This is a genomic window from Mycobacterium gallinarum (genome assembly GCF_010726765.1).
Classification (GTDB): domain Bacteria; phylum Actinomycetota; class Actinomycetes; order Mycobacteriales; family Mycobacteriaceae; genus Mycobacterium; species Mycobacterium gallinarum.
This window is the reverse complement of the sequence record NZ_AP022601.1, coordinates 1,075,205-1,096,828: the sequence shown is the minus strand read 5'-3', so window position 1 is coordinate 1,096,828 and position 21,624 is coordinate 1,075,205. Positions and strand designations below refer to the sequence as shown.

The following is a 21,624-nucleotide window of genomic DNA, read 5'->3' as shown; positions in this document are numbered from 1 at the left end:
CAGTGCGGCGCTCAGGTCTGTGCCACGCGCGGAATGAGTGTGCCCTTCGGGCGCAGCACGAGAACGAGCACCCCGGCAATGACGATGCCGACGAGGTTCACCGCCAGCTGCAGCGCCGATTTCGCGGCGACATCCCAGTCGCCGAGGATCGCTGCCACCACCGAGAATCCCGCCGCAGGCACGGTCGTCACCGATATGAACACTCCCACCAGCGCGGCCGACTTTGCAGAAATCAGCGACAACATTCCTGCCGCACCCGCGAGCAGCGCCACGACGAACGACAGCGGACCGACCTGGAAGATGAAATCCACTTCGCTGAGCTGCTTGACGCTGTCCAGGCTGAGCCACCCGGCAGCTTGAGCGCCCAGCGTTCCGACTGCCGTGATCGCCATGGCCAGCGGAAACCCGATCAACAATGCCAATGACGCGCGCCGCGCCAGGTCGAGTCTGCGGCGCACCAACGCCACCGAAAGCGCAGCCAGCGGCCCGAATTCGGGGCCCACCACCATCGCGCCCACCACGGTGACCGTGGAATCGGTGACCACACCCACGGAGGCCAGTAGGCACGCCAACGTCAAGAACAGCAGGAAAGTGACGCTGAGCGTGGCTTCTTCGCGGGTCCGGCCGATCAGTTCATCCCAGACCACCGCGTCGGCGGGATCGCCCTCGGCCGCGTCTTCTGCCTTGTGCGCCCTCGTTGACAGGACGGTGTCGAGCACCTCGAGGGTGATCGCGCCCCGATGTTGCACGTCGATGTCCTTGAGCTCCTTGATGACGCTGTTGGCGCATTCGCGCGCGATGTCGGCGGTGATCTCGTCGCCGACCGGTTCAAGGGCCGCCCCCGGATACAGCACGATGTTCGCGACGCCGACCTCGCGGCGGAGCACGCCGATGACGTCTTCGCGCATCTCCTCAGGCACAATCACCCGCAAATGCAGCACTGGTGAACCCTAACCGCGCACAATCTTGCGCGTGGCCACCTGGAAGGACGTCGGCCGAATCGCCGGCCAGTTGCCGGAAACCGCCGAAGCCTCGCCACGAAACTGGCGGGTTCGCAAGAAGCTCATGGTCTGGGAGCGGCCGCTGCGGAAGGCCGACTACGCCGCGCTCATCGGCGACGACCCGATCTCACCGAACTGGCCACCGAGGCGTGGCTGACTCAGGCGCCCAAGACATTGGTGAAGGCATATCTCGCGCAGCAGCGCTAGCCTCTGACGGCCTTGACGACCAGTTCGTCGGGTGGCACGAGATGCCCTTTTTCACAACGGATCTCGACAGTGGCTTCAGCGCCGCAGTCGGCGTGCGCCAGCCGCAGCGGGGCCCGGTTGGGCAGGTGGCGCCGCCCCCATTCGAACATCGCCCACACCACAGGCATGAAGTCGATCCCTGCGTCGGTCGGCACGTACTCGTCGCGGCTGCGCTGCCCGGGTTCCTGGTACGGCCTGCGCTCGAGTAGGCCGGCGTCGACGAGTTCCGACAGCCGCGCGGCGGCAGCGGCCTTGGTCACGCCGACGCGGCGCCAGAAGTCGTCGAACCGGGTCGTGCCGTAGTACGCCTCGCGCATGATCAGCATCGCGGTCTTGGTCCCGAGCAGTGCCATCGTCTTCTCGACCGGGCATTCCCCCACCGCCGACCAGGCGTCGCGGTCGGCCAGCCGGCCCTGCAGCACTGTCATGGAAGTCACTCCTCATCTGGGTTGTTCCAAGTATACCCAGGTGTTATAGCTGGGTATAGGAAGCATTACTCAGTGACGAGTCAGGAGGCTGGAAATGGCTGAATTTGCGGGCCGGGATGCGGTGATCGTCGAGGCGGTACGCACCCCGATCGGAAAGGGCAAGGCCAACGGCGCATTACATGATGTACTGCCCGTCGACCTGCTGGCGCACAGCCTCACCGAGCTGGTGAACCGCGCGGGCATCGACCCGGCGCTTGTCGACGACGTCATCACCGGCGCCGTCTCACAGATCGGCGATCAGGCCGTCAACATCGGACGCAACGCGCTGCTGGCCGCGGGCTTCCCCGAGACCGTGCCGGGCACCACCGTCGACCGCCAGTGCGGCAGCAGCCAGCAGGCGATCGCGTTCGCGGCGCAGGGCGTGATCGCGGGGGCGTACGACATCGTCGTCGCCGCCGGTGTGGAGTCGATGTCACGGGTACCGATGGGGTCGAGCGTGCTGCCGGGCAGCGACCCGTTCGGCGCCATGGCGCAGCGCTATCCGGAAGGGTTGGTGCCGCAGGGCATCAGCGCCGAACTGATCGCGGCGAAGTGGGGCTTCTCACGTCAGCAACTCGACGAGTTCTCCGCGGGCAGTCACGAGAAGGCCGCGCAGGCAACGAAAGAGGGCCGCTTCGACAATGAGCTGATCCCGATCGCCGGGCTCACCACCGACGAGATCATTCGCCCCGGCACCACGGTGGAGACGCTGGCGGGTCTGAAACCCGCGTTCTACACCCCGGCCTATGAAGCTCGGTTCCCGCAGATCAAGTGGGAGATCACGCCGGGCAACTCGTCGCCGTTGTCAGACGGCAGCGCGGCGGTGCTGATCACCACGACCGAGACCGCCAAGCGGCTGGGCCTGCGTCCACTGGCGCGGATCCACACCTCGACCGTGGTGGGATCGGATCCGCTCTACATGCTGACCGGCGTCATCCCCGCGACCGAGAAGGTGTTGCAGCGAGCCGGACTGACCCTGTCTGATATCGACCTGTTCGAGGTCAACGAGGCGTTCGCGCCGGTGGTGCTGGCGTGGGCTCATGACGTCGGGGCCGACCTGTCGAAGACGAACGTCAACGGCGGTGCCATCGCGATCGGTCACCCGCTGGGCGCATCCGGTGCTCGCATCATGACGACGCTTGTGAATGCGCTGGAGCAGCGCGGCGGGCGCTATGCGTTGCAGACGATGTGTGAGGGCGGCGGTATGGCCAACGCCACGATCATCGAGCGGCTCTAGTCCCTGCGATTTGTGCACGTTTGGGCGCGCTCACCGCTCCAAAACGTGCACAAATCACGCCTTTTGCAGCTCGATGAGCGGGATGACGCGGCTGGTCTTCTGCTGGTACTCACCGAAGACCGGCGACTGCTCGACCAGCTTCGGGTAGAGGACATCCCGTTCCGCGGAGGGCAGCTCGCGGGCGATCACGTCGTAGGCGGAGGTTCCCACCTCGATGTGTGCCCGCGGGTTCTTCCGCAGGTTGTGCACCCACGCGGGATCGATGTCAGCACCGGCATACGAGCCGACGACGATGATCTTGTCGTCGACGGTGAAGTACGCGAGTGGTGAGAGACGCGGCTCACCGGACTTCGCGCCCGTCGTGGTCAGAAGTAGCAGGTTGCCGCCCTCGAACGGGCCACCGACCTTGCCGCCGTTGGCGCGAAACTCGTCGACGATGCCGGCGTTGAACGCCTTGATGTCAGGGATCTCGGTCATGCCCCATCACAGCCCGTGTCTGGCCGCATCTATTCCGTGCGCATAATTCTCAGTCATGCGGGTGATCGTCACGGGCGGCAACAGCGGTGTGGGCGCGGCGACGGCGACGGCGCTCGCCGCGCAGGGCCACAGCGTCATGATCGCCTGCCGCAGCGTCGACAAAGCCCAGCGCGTCGCCGCGGAGATGCCCGGCGACGTCGAAGTGGGTTCGCTCGATCTCGCTGACCTCGCCAGCGTGCGGGCGTTCGCCGATTCGGTGGAGACCGTAGATGTGCTGGTGAACAACGCCGGGGTGATGGGCATGCCGTTGACTCGCACCGTCGACGGTTTCGAGGCGCATATGGGCACGAACCATCTCGGGCACTTCGCATTGACGTGTCTGCTGGGCGACCGGATCAAAGACCGCGTGGTGTCGGTCGCGAGTGCCACCTACCTGTTCACCCACCTCGACCTGGCCGACCTCAACTGGCACACCCGCAAGTACTCGAAGTTCGCGGCCTACGGGCAGTCCAAGCTGGCCAACCTGCTTTTCGTGCGCGAGCTCGCCGCGCGCGGGGTACGCGCCTACGCGTCCGATCCGGGTGCGACCGACACCGACATCACCAGATCCATGGGCATGGGCGAGCACCGTGGCATGCGCAAGCTGCTGCATACACCGGCCCAAGGTGCGCGGGCCAGCCTGCAGGCGGCGACGACGGATCTGCCCAGCGGCACCTATCTGGCGCCGCGGTTCAACCAGTTCGGTCCGCCGAAGGTGACCAAGCCCCGGCCCAAAGCGGTAGATCCCGTGATGGCCCGGCGGCTATGGGAGCTGTCTGCGGAGCTGACGGGCTGCGACTGGCCTTAGCCGGCCTTGGGATTGGCATCCGGTTTGAAGTCGATGCCCGATTCCTTACGCTGCTGCGCGGTGATCGGCGCGGGCGCATCGGTCAACGGATCGACACCACCGCCGGACTTGGGGAACGCGATGACCTCACGGATCGAATCCAACCCGGCGAGCAGCGCGGTGATGCGGTCCCAGCCGAACGCGATGCCGCCGTGCGGCGGGGCGCCAAACGTGAACGCGTCCAACAGGAATCCGAACTTCTCCTGGGCTTCGTCGTGATCGATGCCCATCATGGCGAACACCCGCTCCTGGACGTCGCGACGGTGGATACGGATCGACCCGCCGCCGATCTCGTTCCCGTTGCACACGATGTCGTAGGCATTGGCCAGCGCGGCGCCCGGATCGGTGTCGAACGTGGCCTCCGATTCCGGCTTCGGCGACGTGAACGCGTGGTGCACTGCCGTCCACGCGCCGGACCCGACCGCGACATCGCCTGCGGCACTGGCCTCGTCGGCGGCCTCGAACAGCGGCCAGTCCACCACCCAGGTGAACGCCCAGGCGTCCGGGTCGATCATGTCGAGACGCTTGGCGATCTCGATACGGGTCGCCCCGAGCAGCGCACGCGCCGCCTTCGTCGGGCCTGCGGAGAAGAAGATGCAGTCCCCCGGCTTCGCCCCGACATGCGCGGCGAGCCCGTCACGTTCGGCATCGGTGAGGTTCTTGGCGACCGGCCCGCCGAGGGTGCCGTCCTCGGCGACGAGAACGTAGGCCAGCCCTTTGTGCCCGCGTTGCTTGGCGAATTCCTGCCAGCCGTCGAGTGTGCGCCGCGGTTGCGAGGCGCCCCCGGGCATGACGACAGCGCCGACGTACGGCGCCTGGAACACCCGAAAAGTGGTGTCGGAGAAGTACTCCGTGCATTCGACGAGTTCGACGGCGAATCGAAGGTCGGGTTTGTCGGACCCGAACCGGCGCATCGCGTCCGCGTAGTTGATCCGCGGGAGCGGGGTCGGCAGGTCATAACCGATCAACGCCCACAGCGCCTTGAGAACCTCCTCGGACACCGCGATGACGTCATCGGCGTCGACGAAGCTCATCTCCATGTCGAGCTGGGTGAACTCGGGCTGGCGGTCGGCGCGGAAGTCCTCGTCGCGGTAGCAGCGCGCGATTTGGTAGTAACGCTCCATGCCCGCCACCATGAGCAGCTGCTTGAACAGCTGCGGGCTCTGCGGCAGGGCATAGAAGCTCCCCGGCTGCAGCCGGGCGGGCACCAGGAAGTCCCGCGCCCCTTCGGGCGTGGACCGCGTCATCGTCGGCGTCTCGATCTCGACGAAGTCGTGGCGCGCCAGCACGTCGCGGGCCGCCGCATTCACCTTGGACCGCAAGCGAATCGCGTTGCCCGGGCCTTCGCGGCGCAGATCGAGGTAGCGGTACTTGAGCCGAGCTTCCTCGCCGGCCTGCTCGTCGAGTTGGAAGGGCAGCGGGGCGCTCTCGCCCAGCACCGTCAGCGACGTCGCGTTGATTTCGATGTCACCCGTGGGGATTTCGGGGTTCGCGTTACCTTCTGGGCGGATTTCGACGACGCCGTCGACGGCGATGCAGTACTCCGCGCGCAGCCGGTGCGCATTGGCGAGCACGTCCGCTTCACGAAACACGACCTGCGATACGCCGGACGAATCACGAAGGTCGATGAAGATGACACCGCCGTGGTCGCGGCGGCGCGCGACCCAGCCGGCCAGCGTCACCTGCTGACCGGCGTCGGTTGACCGCAACGAACCAGCGGCATGACTGCGCAGCACGAAAACTCCTCGCAAATGGGTGTGGATCGACTGCACAGTCTAGAGGTGTGTCTCCGCGGGTAATTTGGCCAGCGTGAGGATCGCAGTGATAGGCCCGGGTGCCATCGGCACGACGGTCGCAGCCCTGGTCTACGCCGCTGGTCACGAGGTGGTCGTCTGCGGGCGCACGGCGCGGTCGTCATTGGAGCTGCGCCCCGACGACGGCGACCCGATCGTGGTGCCACACCCCGTCCACACCGACCCCTCCGAGATCGACGGACCGTTCGACGTCGTGCTGCTCGCCGTCAAGGACACCCAAAACGAGCAGGCCGCAGCCTGGCTGGCTCGAGTGTGCGACCAGAACACGGTGGTCTGTGCGCTGCAGAACGGCGTAGAGCAGGTTGAACGTGTCGGAAGGCTCTGCCCCGAGTCGACCGTCGTTCCGTGCGTGGTGTGGTTCTCTGCCGAGACGCAGCCCGACGGCTGGGTGCGGCTACGCACGCCGGTACGACTGGTGCTCCCCGAAACACCTGCCGCGACCACACTCGCCGACGTGTTGCGCGGTCCCCGGTTGTCGGTCGACACCGATCCCGATTTTGTCACGGCGACCTGGCATAAGTTGCTGGTCAACGCCGTCGCAGGGCTCATGGTCCTGACCGGACGAAAATCGGGGATGTTCCGCCGGGACGACGTTGCTGCCATGGCTCGTGCTTACGTGGCCGAGTGCCTGGCGGTTGCGCGCGCAGAGGGTGCCGGCCTCGGCGACGAGATGGTCGACCAGACGGTGCGGCTCTTCACCGAGGTGCCCGAGGACATGACGACGTCGATCCTGACCGACCGCGAACACGGCAGTCCGCTGGAATGGGACATCCGCAACGGAGTGATCAGCCGCAAGGCCGCCGAGCACGGCCTGGAGACCCCGATCAGCGACGTCCTGGTGCCGCTGCTGGCGGCAGCGAGCGACGGGCCCGGATAATCTCAGCGCGTGTCCGCGCCGCAGACTCCGTAGACCTGCCCATCACTCCCGGCCAGCTCTCGCAGGTGCTCGAGGAAGAAGAGGCCTGGCCGCAGTGGTCCTACGAGACCCGTATGACGTGGACGGGTCCCGGACCCTTAGGAGTCGGCTCCACCCGCGCCGTCGAGATGCGCAGTGGAGGGCGTGTCATCGATGAGGTCATCGCGTGGCATCCGCAGATGCACATGGCTTTTCGCGTGAATGCCGTGTCTGTGCCCACCGAAGGCGCATCGGTTGAGGAGTTTCGCATCGAGCCGACTCCGCGAGGGTGCCGGCTGACGTGGACGCTGGCGCACGATCCGAAGCAGGCTTCGTTGGGGGTGAAGCTCATCGGGAGGCCCGTGATGAATGCCAAATACCGCCAATACATGGCCAAGCTGGGCAAGTACACCGAGCAACGGTTCGGCATTTCGATCTAGAACCCGGCTAGACACTGTCCGTTATCGTGTATGGCCATGCACGCCTGTGAGCTGGTTGAGCTGGACTTCATCGACAGCGCGCCGTTTCGGTTCGTCAGCACAGTGGACCTGAAGATCACGCCCGAGCAACTGTTCGAGGTGCTCGCCGACGCGGAGTCGTGGCCCCAATGGGCGACGGCGATCACCAAGGTCACCTGGACAAGCCCCGAACCGCGCGGTATCGGTACGACGCGCACCGTACACATGCGCGGCGGCATCGTCGGTGACGAGGAGTTCCTGGCCTGGGAACCGTTCACCCACATGGCATTTCGATTCAACGAAGCGTCCAGTAGTTCCATCTCGGCGTTCGCCGAGGACTACCGCGTGGTGCCAACGGCCGAAGGCTGCCACCTGACATGGGTGATGGCGATGAAGCCCAAGGGCCTATCAGGTCGCATCGGCATGACACTGGGCAAACCGCTTATGGCACGCACGTTCCAGAAGTTCCTGTACAACCTGCGCGATTACTCCGACAAGCGGTTCGCTGTCGCGGGTTAGCCGCTACTTCTTGTTGTTTCCGGCGTCGAAGTCCGTCAACTTCACTTCGGTGACGCTGGCGCCGGCGAAAGTCGCCCGACGGCGCTCCAACTGGTAGTCCCCTTCGGGGCCTCCGTGGGACGCGTCGGCAGTCGTACCCATTGTCGGGGTTCCCGGATCCGCCCACGCCACCGCGCTGGCGTTGACGATCGCGGCACCCAGTCCCACGGCCGCCACGAACGCGGCGATCCAATTCGTCGTGGTGTTCATGGCTCAATGGTCGTGCTCAGCGAGGCGCCACGTAATCGCCGCAGAGTCACAGTCTGCTAGTGCAACGGAAGACTTTCCTGTCCCCCAGGAAAGGCCGCGTGCACGAGGCGCCGGCGACGTCGAGATCCATGTGCCTCGCGACGTGACATTCCCGTCCCTGTATGCCCGGCATCAAGCGCGAGATCCGAGTTGTTGCGGGCTTTTTAGTCCACATTCGTACCGGAACCTGATTTCGCCGGTTGAGCGCGCCTAGGACAGCCCGGCCCACGCTTTCCGGCGCTCCGCATCCGGGTCCTCGGTGACGGTGTCGCGCGCAGTCATGATGATGCGCGTGACGCGGCGCTCGGTGTCGTAGACCGGCCATTCGTGCCCGTTCGACCACTCGATCTCACCGGTATCCCACCCCTTGGCCGCGAAGTCCAGCCACGCTCGCTGCATCCGCCTGCCGACGGGCGGCTGCATCCGGCGTCCGAGCGGATGCAGTTTGCGCCCGATGAACGACGCGTAGCTGTGCTGGACGTGCACGATCTCGCTGCCGTGAGTGGCGCCCAGCCCCAGCAGCCGCAGGCTCCAGCCGACGTGGTCGAACCGGTACATGTGCGTCGGCGCGACAGCGCTGTAGGCGTCGGCGAACGCCCATGCCGGTCCACCGAACATCACGTCGGAGCCGAACGCGATCAGGGCCCGCCGCCGCGGATAGTCCGGGTAGGCGGCCAGCACCGCATCCTTGGCGTCCGGTGCGACGCGGTCGAGGTAGGCGTCGATCGACGCCGTCGTGGTCGGCAACATCGGCGGTTTCGTCCACGCGAACATCGACGCCTCGTGACTGTTGGTGCCGATGATCAGCGGCATCCGCTCGAGCGCACCATCGCGGGCGGCGTCCACCGGATGCCTCGGCAGCAGGTCCACTCCGTAGGTCAATCCGTACGCGAGGTTCGGTGTGTTCGACGCGCTCTTGAGCTGAAGCACGCCCGCGGCCCGGCGCAGCTGGCGCTGCGGCAGCATCTTGACCTCGGCCACATCGACGCCCAACCGCTTGACGAACTCGTGCGCCTGTCGGGCCCGGCTCTCGCGTTCGCCGATCAACGGCAGCGCCGGACTCTGGGCGATCGCACGGCTGAACAGACCCTTGGACGCGGGACTCGCCAGCAGTGCCAGCACCGACGTCGCACCCGCCGATTCGCCGAAGACGGTCACCCGATCGGGGTCGCCGCCGAACGCGGCGATGTGATCGCGGATCCAGCCCAGCGCCGCCATCTGATCGCGCAATGCGAGATTGTCATCGAATCCGTCTCCGAGGTCGCTGAGCTCGAACCCGCCGAACACTCCGATGCGGTAGGTGATGTTGACGACCACCACATTGCCGTTGGCGGCCAGCCTCGAACCGTTGTAGAGCTGAAACTGCCCCGCGCCGTAGACAAAAGCGCCACCGGGAATCCACACCATCACCGGAAGCGACGCGCTGGTGTCCGGCGACCATACCGTCAGCGTCAGGCAAGCTTCGTCGCGCACCTTCGGATCGTCGCGGCCACCGCCGACGAACGACTTGCTCTGCGGCGGCAACGGACCGTGTTCGAGTGCGTCGAGCAGCCCGGTCCACGGCTGCGCCGGAGCGGGGGCCAGGAATCGTCTGTCCCCCACCGGCTGCACTGCGTACGGTACGCCGCGCCAGACACCGACGCCGCCTTCGGTCGTTCCGCGAATGTCCCCGAGCTCGGTTTTCGCGACCGGCGAAGGCCCCGAATGTCCGAGAACGACTGCCACGCCTGAATCGTAGTGTGCAAAGGTGAATGCAAACCCGTGCGACGGCGTGGACATGGACGCGAATGAGGTAGGGCAATGACGTTCAACGAGGGCATGCAGATCGACACGAGCACCACGTCCACCAGTGGCGGCGGTCGTGGTCCCGGCCGTGGCATCGCCGTCGGCGGCGGAATCGGCGGCCTCCTCATCCTCGTCGTCGCGGTGTTCCTCGGAGTCGATCCCAGTACGGTCGTGCCGCCGCAGCAGTACGACACCGGAGGCGTCGAGACACCCGGCTTCGATCTCAGCCAATGCAAGACCGGCGAGGACGCGAACAACATCGTGCAGTGCCGCGTGGTCGCGACGGGCAACTCGGTGGACGCCGTGTGGCAGCAGTTGCTGCCCGGCTACGAGCGGCCGCGGATGGAAATTTTCACCAATCAGGTCCAGACCGCCTGTGGACCTGCGACCAGCGACGTCGGCCCCTTCTACTGCCCGGGCGATCGAACGGCGTACTTCGATGTCGGCTTCTTCGACGTGTTGCGCGACCAGTTCGGTTCCAGCGGCGGCCCGCTGGCTCAGGAGTATGTGGTCGCTCATGAGTACGGCCACCACGTCCAGAACCTCGAGGGCTCGCTGGTCCGTGCCCAGCAGGATCCGGAGGGCGCCACCGGCGGCGGCGTGCGTACTGAATTACAGGCCGACTGCTATGCGGGCATCTGGGCGCACTACGCGACCATTACCAAGCAGGAAAGCACCGGGGTGCCGTTCCTGGAGCCATTGAGCGACAAAGACATTGCCGACGCGCTGTCGGCCGCGGCATCGGTTGGTGACGATCGCATCCAGCAGGCCGCCACCGGACGCGTCAACCCCGAGGCGTGGACGCACGGATCCTCCGAACAACGCCAGAAGTGGTTCACCGAGGGATACCGGACCGGCGACATCAACAGCTGTGACACGTATTCCGCCACCGATTTGGGCTAGATTTCGCCGCTAGCTGATCCGGTGCGATCGCCGCGCGCGGAGATCTAGCGTCGATCATATGGACACCGTCACCGTCACACCCGAACTCACCATGCTCGTCGTGCGCGGATGGCAGGTCTACGTGTGGCGCGACGGCGATTCGGTCACCCTCATCGACACCGGCGCTCCCGGTTCGGGTGACGAGATCCTGGCAGCAGTGCCGCGGATAGACCGGATCGTGCTGACCCATGGCCACGTCGACCACTGCGGTTCGGCGGCCGAGCTGCAAGACGCCACGGGTGCAACCGTTTTCGCCGGTGCCGGCGACGCCATGGAGATCCGGAACGGTACCGCCATGCCACCGCCGGTCTTCGAGGACTGGGAAATCCCCATTCACCAACGTGTTTCAGCCGGCCTGCCCAAGGCGGCACCACCGGTACCCGGTCTGCGCGAACTGCACGACGGCGACGTGCTGGACTTCGGTGGCGCCGCGGAGATCCTGGCCATCCCCGGCCACACCGACGGCAGCATCGCGATCCACCTGCCCAGCCGTGGCGTGTTGTTCACCGGCGACACCATCGCCAACGTCGGGACGGTCATGCTCGGTACGTTCAACCAGGACCGGGCGCAGACCGTCACAGCGTTCAAACGACTGGCGGAACTCGATGTCGAAACGGCCTGCTTCGGCCACGGAGAACCGATCGTCTCGGCCGCCCGCACCCGCATCCGCGACACGGCTGTCACACTGACCGGGTGATGCCCGAGCACGATCCCATCGCGCCCGACACCAAGGACTGGACTTGGGTGTTGTCGCAATCCTGCCCCGAATGCGGCTTTGCCCCGCACGCCGTGCACCACACCGAGGTGGCCGACCGCATCCGCGCCGACGCCGCCGACTGGGTGTCGCGACTGGCCCAGGCCGGCGTCAGGGAGCGGCCGGCACCGACCGTGTGGTCAAAGTTGGAGTACGGCTGCCATATCCGCGACGTGCACCGCATCTTCGATCACCGCGTCCGGTTGATGCTCGGCGAAGACGAACCGCTGTTCCCCAATTGGGATCAAGACGAGACGGCGCGGTCCGACAACTACGGCGCACAGGACCCGGCCACGGTCGCCACCGAGTTGTTCGACGCCGCCGACATCGTCGCCGACACTTACACACGCGTACCGGCCGACGCGTGGTCGCGGCGGGGGCTGCGCAGCAATGGCAGTGAGTTCACGGTTGCATCCATTGCGATCTACCACTTGCACGACATCGTCCATCACGCGCACGATGTCGGGCATGGCTGAAGACACACCGCTGGCGGGCAAGGTCGCCTACGTCACGGGAGCGGCGCGCGGACAAGGACGTTCACACTGCATTCGACTGGCTCGAGCCGGTGCTGACATCGTTGCGATCGATGCCTGCGGGCCGGTCGCCGAGCACAACGGCTATCCCCCGGCGCTACCCGAGGATCTGGCCGAGACGGTGAGCCTGGTCGAGGGCGAGGGGCGCAAGATCCGCGCGGAAGAGGTCGACGTGCGCGACCTCGACGGCCAGCAGCGTGTGGTCGCCGACACGATCGAACAGTTCGGCCGGCTCGACATCGTCGTCGCGAACGCCGGTGTGCTGAATTGGGGCCGACTGTGGGAGATTTCGGCACAACAGTTCCAAGAGGTCGTGGACACCAACCTGACGGGGGTGTGGAACACCATCAAGGCGGTGGTTCCCGCGATGATCGAGGCAGGCAACGGCGGGTCGATCATCAACATCAGCTCGGCGGCCGGCATCAAGGCCGTTCCGGGTTGCGGCCACTACTGCGCGAGCAAGTTCGGCGTTGTTGCACTGACCAACTCGCTCGCGGTGGAGCTGGGCGAGTTCGGGATTCGCGTGAACTCCGTCCATCCCTACGGCACCGACACGCCGATGGGAAACGACGCCTCGATGTGGCAGATGTTCGCCAATCACCAGAACTTCATCCACAGCTTCTCCCCCGGCGCGCTGCCTACGGATTCGCTTGCCGCACCCGACTTGGTGTCCGACATCGTGCTGTGGTTGGCCAGCGACGCGTCGTCGCTCGTGACCGCCGCCCAGATCCCCGCGGACAAGGGCTATCTCAAGATCTAGAGCCGCGACTGCTCCTTGATACTCGTATCGGTGGTGCGCAGCGGGCGGATCAAGGCGTCCTGGGCGAACGAGGCGATGAGCTCACCGCTTTCGGTGTGGACGACCCCGCGGACATAGGACATGCCCGCGCCCACCTGGGTGCTCTCGTGCGTGTAGAGCAGCCAGCCGTCCCACGAGAACGGTTCGTGGAAGCTGACCGTGATCGTCATCGGCGCCGTCGATACGGTCAGATGCGCCTGCGCGGTCCCGACGCCTTCGTGTGCGCGCATCGTCGTCGAAATACCAAGGTGTCCGGTGAAATACGCGATCAGCGCCTTGGCGAGGTCGTCGCGGGCTGGAATCGGATCGTAGTGCAGCCAGGCGTACAGCTCGGGTGGTCCGACCTCGTCGGGGCTGTTCACGTCGACGACGTCGACCAGACGCAGCTGGCGTCCGGTCATCGGCATCTCCGACACGTGCGCGTCTTCGGGACCCGTGACGTCGGGCCGCGGCAGGTGGTGGCGGATGACATCGGCGGTGGGTACGTCGGTCAGCACGGTCGCCGTGATGCACCGCTTGCCGTTCTGCTTGGCCGCGACAATCGCGGTCGCCGTCGACCGGCCTTCGTTGACCACGTCCAGCTCCAGCTCGACCGGGCCCGCGCCGACCATGACCGCACGGGCGAACACCGCCGACGCCGATCGCACGGACTTCCCCGGAAAGCGTTTGGCCACAGCGACAATAGCCTGCGCAAGGACCTGCGTACCCTCGACCACCTGGCGGTCGTCCTGGCCTGCCGGACCCGTCTCGGCGATGAATCTGTTCTCTCCGTCCGGCCGCACGTCGAACAATTCGAGCAGGCTCTCAACGGTCCAGGGCGTCTGCGCCGAGTCTGTGGTCATGGGAGGGAACACTAACCGAGCCGGGGTAAAAGCGGTAACGTCGTTACCGACATTCACGCGCACAACCGGGGAGGTGTCATGGCGAAGCGTGGCGTTCGGCCGCCGAGCGGAGGCGCCCGCGCAGCGGCGTCGGACGACGTCGTGGATCTGGACCCGGAATCGCGCCCGAAGCGATTCATGAAGTCGGCGTTGGCAATTCTCGGCGAGACCGGCCGCACGGACTTCACGGTGCTCGAGGTCGTCGAACGGTCCAAGACCTCCCTGCGATCCTTCTACCAGCACTTCTCCACCAAGGACGAGTTGTTGCTGGCACTGGTCGACAAGATCATGTCGGAGTCGACGCGAAAGTGGCGCGAGGACACCGCCGGACTGCCCGCAGCCGACGCTTTGCGAATACTCATTGATCGCATCTGCACGCCCGCGGAGACGACCACGCAGGACAAGGTCAACCGCGGCCTGACGTTCTACAACGACCGGTTGGCCGAGGCGCTGCCAAGCGAGTACGCCCGTGTTCTGTCTCCGGTGCACGAGCTGATCAAGGACATCATCCGGAGCGGCATCGACGAGGGCGCATTCCGTGCCGACATCGACGTCGACGCGACAGCGGCCCTGATCATGCAGTCGGCGCTGGGGGCGATGCGTCTGCGGGTGCTCGGCGCAGAACTCACCGGAGTTCCGGTCGACGCCGACCACATCTACGACTTCTGCCTCAGCAGCCTCGCCGGACGCCGCGACCCCGCCTGACCTGCACCGCAAAGATGTGAAAACGCCTCAACCTGGGGTGGTGTTTTCGCTGGTCCAGACGTGGTAATGTCATTACCATCACAGCCAAGTCAGTCTTAAGGAGGCGCAACTATGACCCGCGAACTCCCCTATCCGGTGTTCGACGCCGACAACCACTTCTACGAGCCCAAAGAAGCCCTGACCCAGTTCCTGCCGGATCACCGCAAGGGCGTCATCGACTACATCGACGTCCGCGGACGCACCAAGATCATGGTGCGCAACGTCGTCAGCGATTACATCCCGAACCCGACGTTCGAGGTGGTCGCGCGTCCCGGCGCCCAGGAGGAGTACTTCCGGCACGGCAGTGGCGGCAAGAGCTTCCGCGAGGTCATGGGTAAGCCGATGAAGTCCATTCCGGCGTTCCGCAACCCCGAAGCCCGCCTCGAGGTGATGGACAGCCTCGGCCTGGACTACTCCCTGATGTTCCCGACGCTGGCCAGCCTGGTCGAGGAGCGACTGAAGGACGATCCGGACCTCATCCTCGACATCGTTCACGCGCTGAACCAGTGGATGTACGAGACCTGGCAGTTCAACTACGAGGACCGCATCTTCTCCACCCCGGTGATCAACCTGGGCAACGTCGATCGCGCACTCGAGGAACTCGACTGGTGCCTGGAGCGCGGTGCAAAGACCGTGTTGGTGCGCCCCGCCCCGGTGCCCGGCTACCGCGGAACCCGCTCGCTGGGTGTCGAGGAGTTCGACCCATTCTGGGACGCCTGCGTCAAGGCCGGCATCCCCGTCTCGATGCACGCCTCGGACAGCGGATACTCCGAGTACCTCAACGACTGGGAGCCCGGCGACGAGTTCAAACCGTTCGCGCCCACCGCGTTCCGGATGGTTGCGATGGGCAAGCGGCCTATCGAGGACACCATGGCGGCGTTGGTGTGCCACGGTGCGCTGACCCGCAACCCGGATCTGCGTGTGCTGTCCATCGAGAACGGCGCCGACTGGGTGCCCTACCTGTTCAAGCAGTTCAAGCAGGTCTACTCGAAGATGCCGCAGGGCTTCCTGGAGGATCCGATCGAGGCGTTCCACCGCTGCGTGTACGTCGCCCCGTTCTGGGAGGACGACTTCGCCCAGATGGCCGACCTGCTGGGCATCGACCGCGTGATCTTCGGTTCCGACTGGCCGCACCCCGAGGGCTTGTCGCAGCCGACGCATCTGGTCGACGATCTCCAGGGACTCGATGCCGAAGGGCAGCGAAAGGTCATGGGTGGCAACATGATCGATCTGTTCAAGGTCCCGAACGAGATCGTCCACAAGCCGGGTGTCCCCGCATTGGAATTCGCCTGATCCCAACGGCATCCATCGTGACGTGCGTGTCGGTGCTCCGGCACGCACGTTCACGCGTCAGCGAAAGTGAGTTCGCGCCGTGACCGACGTCGCAAACCCAGAACGGCTACTCTTCGCCTCGACCACCCAGTCGTTCCTCGAGAAGGGCGCGTCGCTGGGCCGACTGCGTGAACTCCACGACGCCGGAAGGTCCTTCGAGATGGACTGGTGGCAGCGCGCCGCCGAACTCGGCTGGACCAGCTTGCTGGTGCCCGAGGAACTCGGCGGCGGCAACGTGTCAGGCGACGGCGTCGCCGACCTCGCTCTGGTCGCGGAATTGTCCGGCCGCAGCGTGGCACCGGGTCCGCTGCATCCGGTCAGCATCGTCCTGGCGGGTTTGGCCGAGGCCCCCGAGAACCACGAGCAGACAATCGAATCGCTGATCTCAGGCGAGATCGTCGCCTCGTGGGCGGCCTACGAGCCGGGCAAGCAGTGGCAGCCGCTCGATGCTGCGGTGACCGCGACGCGCACCGACACCGGATATCGCATCGACGGCGCGAAGGACCGCGTCGAGGCGGCCGGCGACAGTACGGTGCTGCTGGTGGTGGCCCGCTGCGACGACGCGGTGCGACAGTTCCTGGTTCCGACCGACGCGGCGGGTGTCACCGTGGCAGCGCAACGGTCGCTCGACATGGTGAAGACCTTTGCCCGAGTGCAATTCGACGGTGTCGAGGTGGATGCCACCGCGGCCGTCGGCTCTGCGGAGCAGACGCCGGCGCTCATCGAGCGGCAGAGCCAGATCGCGGCGATCCTTCAGTGCGCCGAGATCGTCGGCATCCTGGAGACGGTGCTGGACTTCACCATCCAATGGGGATTCGACCGGCATTCGTTCGGCAGGCCGATCGGCTCGTATCAGGCGCTGAAACACAAGTACGCCGACCTGAAGATCTGGTTCGAGTCGTGCCGGGCGACGACGAACGCCGCGGTCGCCGAGGTGGCCGCGCGCTCGGCCGGCGCCGAGATGGCGGTCAGCGTCGCGAAATCCTATGTGGGCGAACATGCTCCGGGCATGCTGCAGGACTGCATTCAGCTGCACGGCGGCATCGGTGTCACCTGGGAGCACGACCTGCATATCTTCCTGCGGCGGGCCACGCTGTACCGCTCGCTGTTCGGCACGCCGGAAGACCACAATCTGCGCGTGTATGCGCTCACCAAGAATCTGGAAAACGCCTCATGACCGACACCGCATCGGCAGCGACTGAAACGACCGAGTCTGTCGAAGAGTTCGCCACGCGTGCCCGCACCTGGTTGGCGGAGAACATGCCGCCCATCGACCCGGCCAACCCGCCCGAGCACGACAGGGGCGAAGAGGCACCCTGGCACCGCGCCCGGGAGTTGCAGAAGAAGCTGTACGAGGGCGGGTTCGCCGGCATCTGCTTCCCCCGCGAATACGGCGGCCTCGGGCTACCGATTGCCTACCAGAAGGCGTTCAACAACGAGTCGCGCTGTTACGAGCTTCCGGTCATCCTGAACACCCCGACGTTCACGATATGCGCCGCGACCATCCTGGACACTGGATCAGAAGAGCAGAAGCAGCAACACATCTCGGCCGCGCTGCGGGGCGACGAGGTGCTCGTGCAGCTGCTGTCGGAGCCTAGCGGCGGGTCCGATCTGGCCGGCGTCATCACCCGCGCCGACCGTAAAGGCGACAAATGGGTGATCAACGGCGCCAAGACCTGGAGCACCAGTGCGTTCGCCGCGGACTATGGGCTGATGCTCGCGCGCACCGACTGGGATGTGCCCAAGCACGAAGGCCTGACGATGTTCCTGGTGCCCATCAACAGCCCGGGGATCACACTGCGGCGCATCAAGCAGGTCAACGGGTCGGTCGAGTTCTGTGAGGAGTTCTTCGACAACCTCGAGCTCGGTGACGATGCCGTCGTCGGAGAAGTCAATGGCGGCTGGCACGTGGCGTCCCGGCAGCTGTACCACGAGCGCCGGGCGGTCGGAGGCGGCTCTGAGTTCGCGAGTGGCATTGGCGCCGAAGGCAAGTCGGATGTGCCGATCGATTACGTCGCGCTGCTGGAAGCGACCGGGCAGGCCGACAGTGAGCGAGCGCAGGAAATGGCGGGTCGCGCGCTGGTGCACCGCGCGGTACGCGAGCAGCTGATCGATCACGTGTATCACGGCGTTCTCGACGGCTCGCTGCCGCCGGCCGCGGGTTCGATCATCCGGGTGACCCACGCCGAGGTACATCACCTGGAGTTCGACACTGTGCTGTCGCTGACCGGCAGTTCGGGCGTCGTGGATGTCGGTGACGACATGATCCGCTACGGCGAACGCTATCTGTCGCGGCAGGCGGCGGCGCTCGGCGGCGGTACCACCGAGATCGCCCGTAACATCATCGGTGAACGCGTCCTGGGCTTTCCGCGTGAGCATGCCGCAGACCGGGGCGTGCCGTTCAATCAGGTCAAGCGGAACAAGGGCTAGGCAATATCGCCGAGACTGCTAGGAGATCGCAAATCCCGCTCAAATCGCGATCTGTCAGGGCCCCACGCGAAGCCGGGGACAGTTTCGACGGAGCTAGAACAGCGTCGGCTGCAGGACTTCCGCGCAATCGACGGCGGGTGCCGCCGAGGCTCGGAACGAGCGGCGGTCGGGTGCCAGACCATGTTTGGCGATCAGCGGCGTCACCCTGCCGTGCAGCGTTTTCCTGTAGTCCGACGGCAAATACGCTCCGCGCTTGTACAACTCGCGATACTTCGACACCAGCTCGGGATGCGACCGCGCCAGCCACGCCATGAACCACCCACGCGTTGAACCCCGCAGATGCAGACCGAAGGCCGTCACCCCCGTCGCTCCCGCTTCTGCGATCTGAGCCAAGAGCGCATCCAGATGGTCCGCCGAATCCGTCAGGTGGGGAAGAACCGGCGCCACCATCACATGGCAGTCCAGGCCCGCTTCGCGGACCGCGGAGATGAGCCCGAGACGGGCTTGCGGTGACGGCGTCCCCGGCTCGACATCCTTGTGCAGTTGGGGATCGCCGACGGCCAGTGAGATCGCGACGCTGACATCGACGCGTCGCGCTGCCTCTGCGATCAACGGTAAGTCTCGGCGCAACAGCGTGCCCTTGGTCAGGATCGAAAATGGCGTTCCGGAATCGGTCAGTGCGCCAATGATTCCCGGCATCAATGCATAGCGACCCTCGGCACGCTGATATGGGTCGGTGTTGGTGCCGAGTGCAACTGTCTCTCGTTGCCACGAACGTCGCGACAGCTCACGCCGCAGGACGTCGGCGACGTTGGTCTTCACGACGACCTGCGAGTCGAAATCAGCGCCGGAGTCGAAGTCCAGATACTCGTGCGTGGGCCGGGCGAAACAGTAGCGGCAGGCGTGCGAACAACCGCGATAGCCGTTGACCGTGTAATTGAAAGGGAGCATCGACGGAGCCGGGCGGCCGGAGACATTGGGCCGGGCGTTGGGCACCTTGTTCAACGCGGATTTACAGAGGATTTCGTGAAACGTCATGCCCTCGAACTGAGGCGAACGCACGCTCCGGACAAATCCGATCCGCTGCAGGCCGGGCAATGCACCGTCGTCGACGCTGACGCCCTGACCATCCCACCGCACCGGTCTATTCGAACCTATGTTCGATGCGATGTCAAGGTAACTACGCGCGGACTACCAGCGACTCAGTTGGCAGAAGGCCGTCGTCGGACCTGTGTTCTGGACGGCGAGTTGTCCGTCGACCCAGATCTCGCAGTGCGCGTTCGGCGGGGCCTCCATGGCATGGCCCGCCCGGGCCACGCTGATGTACGCCCACTGCGGGTCGGACAGCGTCGCGGTCGCCTCCCACGGGACAACAAAGCTGCCCCTGGTCGAGTAGGCGGCCGCGTCGGCGTTGAAAGCCTGCAAGTCCGCGGGCGAACCGGTCACGTAGTTGATGTCGAAGCTCAGCGGGGCGTCCGCGGTGACAACGTATTTGACGTTTGGTCCCGCCGGAGCGGGATCCTGCCCGGCTGCGGTTGCCTGACTGACCGCAAGTGAGCCTGCTGCAAGCACGAGCGCCGCCCCGACCATCGATGTCGCTTTTCGCATGTTGGTCACATCGCCGCACCGTACCGGACTGTTACAGGCACGTCAGATCAGCTATGCCGCCATGGGCCAACGGCAAATAAACAGCGGTCCTCCGACAGGTTAATTTGTTCGTCACACACAGTCATTTCGCAGAAACACAGCCGCTCTAACGTCCCGATTCGACACCCCAGCGGTGCCACAAATTCTGCACTCCAGCCGACGCTCATCTCCCGATGTGCGCTGCTGATATAGGGAAAGGCTGTCAATGCGACTACCACAACGGTCTTCATTGAGAAGGTCTGCGCTTGCGACGGGAAGCGTCGTCGCTGTGGCGGGCCTGCTGTTGGCGGGCTGTGGAAGCAAGGCGACCGAGTCGGACTCGGCAAACGCCGAATCGTGTGTCGACACCTCGGGTTCGACCATCAAGGTGGGCTCGCTGAACTCGCTGTCGGGAACGATGGCCATCTCCGAGGTGACGGTGCGCGACGCGATCGCGTTGGCGGTCGAGGAAATCAACGCCGCCGGGGGCGTACTGGGTAAGCAGATCCAGGTCGTGGGTGAGGACGGCGCCTCAGAGCCGACGGTCTTCGCCGAGAAGGCCGAGAAGCTGATCAGCAGCGACTGCGTGGCCGCGGTGTTCGGCGGCTGGACGTCGTCGAGCCGCAAGGCGATGCTGCCGGTATTCGAGAGCGCGAACTCACTGCTGTACTACCCCGTGCAGTACGAGGGTCTGGAGTCCTCGAAGAACATCTTCTACACCGGCGCCACCACCAACCAGCAGATCGTGCCCGCCCTGGACTACCTCAAGGAGAAGGGCGTCAAGTCGCTCTATCTGGTCGGCAGTGACTACGTCTTCCCCCAGACGGCGAACCGGATCATCAAGGCCTACGCCGGGGCCAACGGTATCGAGATCAAGGGCGAGGACTACACGCCTCTGGGCTCGACGGACTTCTCGACCATCGTCAACAAGGTCCGCACCGCCAACGCCGACGCGGTGTTCAACACGCTGAACGGCGACTCGAACGTGGCGTTCTTCCGTGAGTACAAGAACGTGGGGCTCACACCGCAGGACATGCCGGTGGTTTCGGTGTCGATAGCCGAGGAAGAGGTCGGCGGCATCGGTGTGCAGAACATCACCGGACAGCTGACGGCGTGGAATTACTACCAGACGATCGACACCCCGGTGAACAAGGCATTCGTCGAGGCCTACAAGAAGAAGTACGGCGCCAACAAGCCGACGTCGGATCCGATGGAGGCGGCCTACGTCTCGGTCTACCTGTGGAAGAACACCGTCGAGAAGGCAAAGTCGTTCGAGGTCAGCGCCATCCAGGAGAATGCGGGTGGCGTCACCTTCGACGCGCCGGAGGGTCTGGTCACCATCGATGGCGAGAACAACCACATCACCAAGACGGCACGTATCGGTGAGATCCGCCCCGACGGGCTGATCTACACGATCTGGGAGTCGCCCGGCCCGATCGAGCCGGACCCGTACCTCAAGTCGTACCCGTGGGCCGCCGGTCTCTCCGGCTGATTCCGCGGCGAGCGAAGC

Annotated in this window: 23 protein-coding genes and 1 pseudogene; 15 read left to right on the top strand and 9 right to left on the bottom strand. The window is 65.4% G+C overall.

Annotated features, from left to right (window positions below):
* Positions 1 to 11: 11 nt before the first annotated feature.
* Positions 12 to 941, bottom strand: a complete 930-nt coding sequence (locus tag G6N42_RS05515; protein ID WP_163727135.1) for a DUF389 domain-containing protein — start codon at positions 939 to 941, stop codon at positions 12 to 14.
* Positions 942 to 972: 31 nt separating this feature from the next.
* On the opposite strand from G6N42_RS05515, the pseudogene G6N42_RS05510 reads away from it, so the two are divergent.
* Positions 973 to 1,208 (top strand): annotated as a pseudogene (locus G6N42_RS05510) (hypothetical protein).
* On the opposite strand, the gene G6N42_RS05505 reads toward G6N42_RS05510, so the two are convergent.
* Entirely contained in the window at positions 1,205 to 1,675 is a 471-nt protein-coding gene (locus G6N42_RS05505) for a winged helix-turn-helix transcriptional regulator (protein ID WP_163727132.1), read from the bottom strand. The pseudogene G6N42_RS05510 and the gene G6N42_RS05505 sit on opposite strands and share 4 nt — an antisense overlap.
* 94 nt (positions 1,676 to 1,769) lie before the next feature.
* On the opposite strand from G6N42_RS05505, the gene G6N42_RS05500 reads away from it, so the two are divergent.
* A complete protein-coding gene (locus tag G6N42_RS05500; protein WP_163727130.1) occupies positions 1,770 to 2,951 on the top strand; it encodes a thiolase family protein in 1,182 nt (393 codons plus the stop codon).
* Between the two features lie 54 nt (positions 2,952 to 3,005).
* Here G6N42_RS05500 and G6N42_RS05495 read toward each other — a convergent pair whose 3' ends face one another.
* Positions 3,006 to 3,428 carry a nitroreductase family deazaflavin-dependent oxidoreductase gene (locus G6N42_RS05495; RefSeq protein WP_163727127.1) on the bottom strand — a complete coding sequence of 141 codons (423 nt, stop codon included), beginning with the start codon at positions 3,426 to 3,428 and terminating at the stop codon, positions 3,006 to 3,008.
* 55 nt (positions 3,429 to 3,483) lie between these two features.
* Here G6N42_RS05495 and G6N42_RS05490 point away from each other — a divergent pair, with 55 nt between their 5' ends.
* Complete coding sequence (locus G6N42_RS05490; protein WP_163727124.1) at positions 3,484 to 4,275, top strand: SDR family NAD(P)-dependent oxidoreductase; 792 nt, start codon at positions 3,484 to 3,486, stop codon at positions 4,273 to 4,275.
* On the opposite strand, the gene aspS is transcribed toward G6N42_RS05490, so the two are convergent.
* Positions 4,272 to 6,050, bottom strand: a complete 1,779-nt coding sequence (gene aspS / locus G6N42_RS05485; protein ID WP_163727120.1) for an aspartate--tRNA ligase — start codon at positions 6,048 to 6,050, stop codon at positions 4,272 to 4,274. The two genes, G6N42_RS05490 and aspS, sit on opposite strands and share 4 nt — an antisense overlap.
* Before the next feature lie 73 nt (positions 6,051 to 6,123).
* On the opposite strand from aspS, the gene G6N42_RS05480 reads away from it, so the two are divergent.
* Genes G6N42_RS05480 through G6N42_RS05470 form a run of 3 tightly spaced genes read left to right on the top strand, consistent with a single transcriptional unit; the run spans position 6,124 to position 8,000 of the window.
* A complete protein-coding gene (locus G6N42_RS05480; protein ID WP_174262022.1) occupies positions 6,124 to 7,005 on the top strand; it encodes an oxidoreductase in 882 nt (293 codons plus the stop codon).
* A complete protein-coding gene (locus tag G6N42_RS05475; RefSeq protein WP_163727118.1) occupies positions 6,891 to 7,463 on the top strand; it encodes an SRPBCC family protein in 573 nt (190 codons plus the stop codon). Before G6N42_RS05480 ends, G6N42_RS05475 begins: the two co-directional genes overlap by 115 nt.
* Positions 7,464 to 7,499: 36 nt before the next feature.
* Positions 7,500 to 8,000 (top strand): SRPBCC family protein, encoded by a 501-nt coding sequence (locus G6N42_RS05470; RefSeq protein WP_434059565.1) that lies wholly within the window; start codon positions 7,500 to 7,502, stop codon positions 7,998 to 8,000.
* Positions 8,001 to 8,003: 3 nt separating this feature from the next.
* On the opposite strand, the gene G6N42_RS05465 is transcribed toward G6N42_RS05470, so the two are convergent.
* A complete protein-coding gene (locus G6N42_RS05465) occupies positions 8,004 to 8,249 on the bottom strand; it encodes a hypothetical protein (protein WP_163727114.1) in 246 nt (81 codons plus the stop codon).
* Positions 8,250 to 8,498: 249 nt separating this feature from the next.
* Positions 8,499 to 10,013: a carboxylesterase/lipase family protein gene (locus G6N42_RS05460; RefSeq protein WP_163727112.1), complete on the bottom strand. Its 1,515-nt coding sequence runs from the start codon at positions 10,011 to 10,013 to the stop codon at positions 8,499 to 8,501.
* Between the two features lie 75 nt (positions 10,014 to 10,088).
* Between G6N42_RS05460 and ypfJ the strand changes: the two genes are divergently transcribed.
* Genes ypfJ through G6N42_RS05440 form a run of 4 tightly spaced genes read left to right on the top strand, consistent with a single transcriptional unit; the run spans position 10,089 to position 13,062 of the window.
* The gene (ypfJ, locus tag G6N42_RS05455) at positions 10,089 to 10,976 is read left to right on the top strand and encodes a KPN_02809 family neutral zinc metallopeptidase (protein WP_163727110.1); all 888 of its coding nucleotides are present in this window, start codon (positions 10,089 to 10,091) and stop codon (positions 10,974 to 10,976) included.
* A gap of 58 nt (positions 10,977 to 11,034) precedes the next feature.
* Complete coding sequence (locus tag G6N42_RS05450; RefSeq protein WP_163727108.1) at positions 11,035 to 11,712, top strand: MBL fold metallo-hydrolase; 678 nt, start codon at positions 11,035 to 11,037, stop codon at positions 11,710 to 11,712.
* Positions 11,712 to 12,245 carry a DinB family protein gene (locus G6N42_RS05445; RefSeq protein WP_174262021.1) on the top strand — a complete coding sequence of 178 codons (534 nt, stop codon included), beginning with the start codon at positions 11,712 to 11,714 and terminating at the stop codon, positions 12,243 to 12,245. The genes G6N42_RS05450 and G6N42_RS05445 overlap by 1 nt, the downstream gene beginning before the upstream one ends.
* Positions 12,229 to 13,062, top strand: coding sequence for a mycofactocin-coupled SDR family oxidoreductase (locus tag G6N42_RS05440; protein WP_163727101.1), 834 nt, complete (start codon positions 12,229 to 12,231; stop codon positions 13,060 to 13,062). The genes G6N42_RS05445 and G6N42_RS05440 overlap by 17 nt, the downstream gene beginning before the upstream one ends.
* Here G6N42_RS05440 and G6N42_RS05435 read toward each other — a convergent pair.
* Positions 13,059 to 13,943, bottom strand: a complete 885-nt coding sequence (locus G6N42_RS05435) for an acyl-CoA thioesterase (protein ID WP_163727098.1) — start codon at positions 13,941 to 13,943, stop codon at positions 13,059 to 13,061. The genes G6N42_RS05440 and G6N42_RS05435 overlap by 4 nt on opposite strands.
* 78 nt (positions 13,944 to 14,021) lie before the next feature.
* On the opposite strand from G6N42_RS05435, the gene G6N42_RS05430 reads away from it, so the two are divergent.
* The 4 genes from G6N42_RS05430 (at position 14,022) to G6N42_RS05415 (ending at position 18,488) form a co-directional block, all read left to right on the top strand.
* Positions 14,022 to 14,687: a TetR/AcrR family transcriptional regulator gene (locus tag G6N42_RS05430; protein WP_174262020.1), complete on the top strand. Its 666-nt coding sequence runs from the start codon at positions 14,022 to 14,024 to the stop codon at positions 14,685 to 14,687.
* A 111-nt stretch (positions 14,688 to 14,798) separates the two neighbouring features.
* A complete protein-coding gene (locus G6N42_RS05425; RefSeq protein WP_163727096.1) occupies positions 14,799 to 16,019 on the top strand; it encodes an amidohydrolase family protein in 1,221 nt (406 codons plus the stop codon).
* A 79-nt stretch (positions 16,020 to 16,098) separates the two neighbouring features.
* A complete protein-coding gene (locus G6N42_RS05420) occupies positions 16,099 to 17,235 on the top strand; it encodes an acyl-CoA dehydrogenase family protein (protein ID WP_163727093.1) in 1,137 nt (378 codons plus the stop codon).
* Complete coding sequence (locus tag G6N42_RS05415; RefSeq protein ID WP_163727090.1) at positions 17,232 to 18,488, top strand: acyl-CoA dehydrogenase family protein; 1,257 nt, start codon at positions 17,232 to 17,234, stop codon at positions 18,486 to 18,488. The genes G6N42_RS05420 and G6N42_RS05415 overlap by 4 nt, the downstream gene beginning before the upstream one ends.
* 93 nt (positions 18,489 to 18,581) lie before the next feature.
* Here G6N42_RS05415 and G6N42_RS05410 read toward each other — a convergent pair whose 3' ends face one another.
* Both G6N42_RS05410 and G6N42_RS05405 read right to left on the bottom strand, forming a co-directional pair.
* Positions 18,582 to 19,628, bottom strand: coding sequence for an Rv2578c family radical SAM protein (locus tag G6N42_RS05410; protein WP_163727089.1), 1,047 nt, complete (start codon positions 19,626 to 19,628; stop codon positions 18,582 to 18,584).
* Positions 19,629 to 19,679: 51 nt separating this feature from the next.
* The gene (locus G6N42_RS05405) at positions 19,680 to 20,096 is read right to left on the bottom strand and encodes an Rv2576c family protein (protein ID WP_163737018.1); all 417 of its coding nucleotides are present in this window, start codon (positions 20,094 to 20,096) and stop codon (positions 19,680 to 19,682) included.
* Positions 20,097 to 20,340: 244 nt separating this feature from the next.
* Here G6N42_RS05405 and urtA point away from each other — a divergent pair, with 244 nt between their 5' ends.
* Positions 20,341 to 21,606: an urea ABC transporter substrate-binding protein gene (urtA, locus tag G6N42_RS05400; protein WP_163727086.1), complete on the top strand. Its 1,266-nt coding sequence runs from the start codon at positions 20,341 to 20,343 to the stop codon at positions 21,604 to 21,606.
* Positions 21,607 to 21,624 lie beyond the last annotated feature (18 nt).

Excerpts from the sequence above, each read along its gene's own strand:
- G6N42_RS05415 (WP_163727090.1), top strand. The coding sequence starts at position 17,232 with ATGACCGACACCGCATCGGCAGCGACTGAAACGACCGAGTCTGTCGAA.
- G6N42_RS05470 (WP_434059565.1), top strand. The coding sequence starts at position 7,500 with ATGCACGCCTGTGAGCTGGTTGAGCTGGACTTCATCGACAGCGCGCCG.
- G6N42_RS05495 (WP_163727127.1), bottom strand. The coding sequence starts at position 3,428 with ATGACCGAGATCCCTGACATCAAGGCGTTCAACGCCGGCATCGTCGAC.
- urtA (WP_163727086.1), top strand. The coding sequence starts at position 20,341 with ATGCGACTACCACAACGGTCTTCATTGAGAAGGTCTGCGCTTGCGACG.
- G6N42_RS05465 (WP_163727114.1), bottom strand. The coding sequence starts at position 8,249 with ATGAACACCACGACGAATTGGATCGCCGCGTTCGTGGCGGCCGTGGGA.
- G6N42_RS05500 (WP_163727130.1), top strand. The coding sequence starts at position 1,770 with ATGGCTGAATTTGCGGGCCGGGATGCGGTGATCGTCGAGGCGGTACGC.
- G6N42_RS05490 (WP_163727124.1), top strand. The coding sequence starts at position 3,484 with ATGCGGGTGATCGTCACGGGCGGCAACAGCGGTGTGGGCGCGGCGACG.
- G6N42_RS05450 (WP_163727108.1), top strand. The coding sequence starts at position 11,035 with ATGGACACCGTCACCGTCACACCCGAACTCACCATGCTCGTCGTGCGC.
- G6N42_RS05440 (WP_163727101.1), top strand. The coding sequence starts at position 12,229 with ATGTCGGGCATGGCTGAAGACACACCGCTGGCGGGCAAGGTCGCCTAC.
- G6N42_RS05475 (WP_163727118.1), top strand. The coding sequence starts at position 6,891 with ATGGGACATCCGCAACGGAGTGATCAGCCGCAAGGCCGCCGAGCACGG.
- G6N42_RS05435 (WP_163727098.1), bottom strand. The coding sequence starts at position 13,943 with ATGACCACAGACTCGGCGCAGACGCCCTGGACCGTTGAGAGCCTGCTC.
- G6N42_RS05425 (WP_163727096.1), top strand. The coding sequence starts at position 14,799 with ATGACCCGCGAACTCCCCTATCCGGTGTTCGACGCCGACAACCACTTC.
- G6N42_RS05430 (WP_174262020.1), top strand. The coding sequence starts at position 14,022 with ATGGCGAAGCGTGGCGTTCGGCCGCCGAGCGGAGGCGCCCGCGCAGCG.
- G6N42_RS05445 (WP_174262021.1), top strand. The coding sequence starts at position 11,712 with ATGCCCGAGCACGATCCCATCGCGCCCGACACCAAGGACTGGACTTGG.
- G6N42_RS05505 (WP_163727132.1), bottom strand. The coding sequence starts at position 1,675 with ATGACAGTGCTGCAGGGCCGGCTGGCCGACCGCGACGCCTGGTCGGCG.
- ypfJ (WP_163727110.1), top strand. The coding sequence starts at position 10,089 with ATGACGTTCAACGAGGGCATGCAGATCGACACGAGCACCACGTCCACC.
- G6N42_RS05405 (WP_163737018.1), bottom strand. The coding sequence starts at position 20,096 with ATGCGAAAAGCGACATCGATGGTCGGGGCGGCGCTCGTGCTTGCAGCA.